We start from the raw sequence: 2,727 nt of genomic DNA on the forward strand, positions 1-2,727 counted from the left end.
CTGCCGAAGGTGCTGTCGGTCGCCGAAGTCGACCGGCTGCTCGCGACGGCGCGCGCACAGATCGATGCGGCGGTCGAGGCCGAGGCGCCGGGCCAGGCGCGGCGGGCGCAGCGGATGCTGTGCCTGCTCGAGCTGCTCTACGCCACGGGCCTGCGCGTCTCCGAGCTGATCGCGCTTCCGCGCTCGGCCGCCTCGACCCGCGAGCGCTACCTCGTGGTGCGGGGAAAGGGTGGGCGCGAACGGCTCGTGCCGCTCACCGAGCTGGCGCGCGACGCGATGCGCCGGCACCTCGCCGCCTCGCCGAGCGATGCGCCGTGGCTGTTTCCCGCCGACAGCGAGAGCGGCCATCTCACCCGGCAGGCCTTCGCCCGCGACCTAAAGGCGGCGGCGGAGGCCGCGGGCCTGCGCGCCGACAAGGTCAGCCCGCACGTGCTGCGCCACGCCTTCGCCAGTCACCTGCTGCACAACGGCGCCGACCTGCGGATCGTGCAGGAGCTGCTCGGCCACGCCGACATCTCGACGACGCAGATCTACACGCACGTCCTCGACGACCGCCTGAAGAGCATGGTCCGCGACCTGCATCCGCTGATGGACGAGCCCTCCGGCCCCGACGGCGCACCGGAGGTGCAGCCGTGAGGGCTCCGATCCGCCGCTTGCGGCGTTGACCGGCTCAGGCGACGGAAGCGGGCGATCGGCGATGGGAGTGCGTTTGCGGCGTTGGAGGAAGGGCGCGGTCCGGGCGCTGAAGCTCGTCGCCCGCCCGGTCCGCCGGGCGCAGGGGCGCGGCGGCATCGTCATCGAGCCCTATCGCGGCTACGGCTCCGCCGACGAGATCTTCCTGATCGGCCGCATCTTCCGCCAATCCCACCCCGATACGGCACCGGGCGACGAGAGCCTGCGCGCGCAGCTGCGGGACATCGCCCGGCGGATCGCGCGGCGGGCGCTGAAGGACGCCGCCGTCACCGCCCGCTTCGGCGGCGCGCAGGCGCGGGTTGAGACCGACCGCGACGGCTACTTCCGCGTCCATCTCAGCCCGGAGGCGTTGCCCGCGGGCGACCATGGCTGGCACGACGTCGACCTCACGCTCGAGGCGGAGCCGCCGGTGCGGGCGCGGGGGCAGGTGTTCGTGCCGCCGGGCGCCACCGGCTGCGTCGTCGTCAGCGATATTGACGACACGGTGATGCGCACGGGCGTCGCCAACAAGGCCAAGATGCTGTGGCGGCTGTTCGTGGAGGATGCCGAGAACCGCGTCGCCTTCCCCGGCGTCGCCGCGCTCTACCGGGCCCTCTACGTCGGCCCGGACGGCATCGAGGCCAATCCGATGCTCTACGTCTCGCGCGCGCCGTGGGGCCTGTACGAAATGCTGTCGGAGTTCTTCACGATCCACGGCATCCCGGTGGGCCCGATCCTGTTCCTGCGCGAATGGGGCCTGTCGTGGAAACACCCCCTCCCCCGCCGGGCGGAGGATCACAAGCGCGCCCTGATCGTCCACATGCTGTCGCTGTATCGCGACCTGCCCTTCGTGCTGATCGGCGACAGCGGGCAGCACGATCCGGAGGTCTACGGCCGGATCGTCGCCGACCATCCGGGCCGGGTGAAGGCGGTCTACATCCGCAACGTGTCGCGGGACGCCGACCGCATCCGCGAGATCGAGGCGCTGGCGCAGGTCGTCGCGGCCGCCGGGAGCCACCTCGTCATCGCCGCCGACAGCACCGCCATCGCCCGGCACGCGGCGAGCCTCGGCCTGATCGCACCGGGCGCGGTCGCCCTGGTGGCGGACGAGCACGCGGCCGGCGGCGAGCCGGCTGAGCTGACCGCGGAGACCGCCCTGCCGGGCGACCTCGGCTCCGTCCTCGGCGGCGCCGGAGGAACCTTGCCGCCGAGCGTCGTCGTCGAGGCGTCGGCGCAGGACGGATCGCATGTCTCGACCTAACGCCACCGTGCGCGCCGTCGCTGTCGCCGCCGGGTCACACTTCACAGGAGCGTGATTCCGGCCGTTGACTCTTCGGGACCGCGGAAGCCACTTGGCGAGGACGGTTCCCCTCGGGGATCAAAAGGGAACGCGGTGAGGACGAGGCTCCGAGGAGCCTTTCCGATGCCGCGGCTGCCCCCGCAACTGTAAGCGGCGAGCCTCCATCAACACGTCACTGGGTCACGGCGCCTGGGAAGACGATGAGGGGCAGCGACCCGCGAGCCAGGAGACCTGCCGTCAGTCGTGGTCACACGCGAAACGCGTCGGGCGGGGTGCCTCGACGGGTGTCGAGACGCATGGGCCCGCGCGGCGCATGCGGGGCGGCCTCGTTCGCGGTGACGTGCCACCACACGCGTCCGCAGGTCCCTTCCATGCCCTTGCCCACCGCGAGACCCGCGCCGAACGACGCACAGGAAGCCGCCCGGCATCCGTGCGCCGGCGGCCGAGCCGCGTTCGGCCGATCGCCTAATTGTAACATTGTTACATTCGATGTAGATCGAGGGTCGGGCAGGCCATCGCGTCGCGCCGATAGAGCCGAATCCGATCCATGCTCGTTCTTCTGCAAACCGCTCGTTCCCTCGGGCGCGCGATGCGCTGCCCGCTCCTCGCCGGCACGGCGCTCGTCATCCTCGCTCCGCCGCGAGATGCCGGCGCCCAGCCGGTCGCCGGCGAATCGGCGAGCGTCGTGCTCGACACCCTCACGGTCGCGGGCGACGGCGTCGGCTTGAGCCGCGCCGCGCCGGTCGGCCTCAACC

At 72.1% G+C, this 2,727-nt stretch carries 3 protein-coding genes and 1 riboswitch; all 3 genes read left to right on the forward strand.

Annotated elements, in window-relative coordinates:
- Positions 1-636 (forward strand): tyrosine-type recombinase/integrase (locus FV223_RS24615; RefSeq protein ID WP_147729425.1); only part of this gene is annotated, 636 nt, incomplete at its 5' end.
- 61 nt (positions 637-697) lie between these two features.
- Positions 698-1,933: a phosphatase domain-containing protein gene (locus FV223_RS24620; protein ID WP_147729426.1), complete on the forward strand. Its 1,236-nt coding sequence runs from the start codon at positions 698-700 to the stop codon at positions 1,931-1,933.
- Positions 1,934-2,017: 84 nt separating this feature from the next.
- Positions 2,018-2,226: riboswitch (cobalamin riboswitch) on the forward strand.
- A gap of 293 nt (positions 2,227-2,519) precedes the next feature.
- Positions 2,520-2,727: hypothetical protein (locus tag FV223_RS24625; protein WP_147729427.1), on the forward strand; the 208-nt coding region annotated here is incomplete at its 3' end.

The organism is Methylobacterium sp. WL116, assembly GCF_008039455.1.
In the GTDB taxonomy this organism is placed as follows: domain Bacteria; phylum Pseudomonadota; class Alphaproteobacteria; order Rhizobiales; family Beijerinckiaceae; genus Methylobacterium.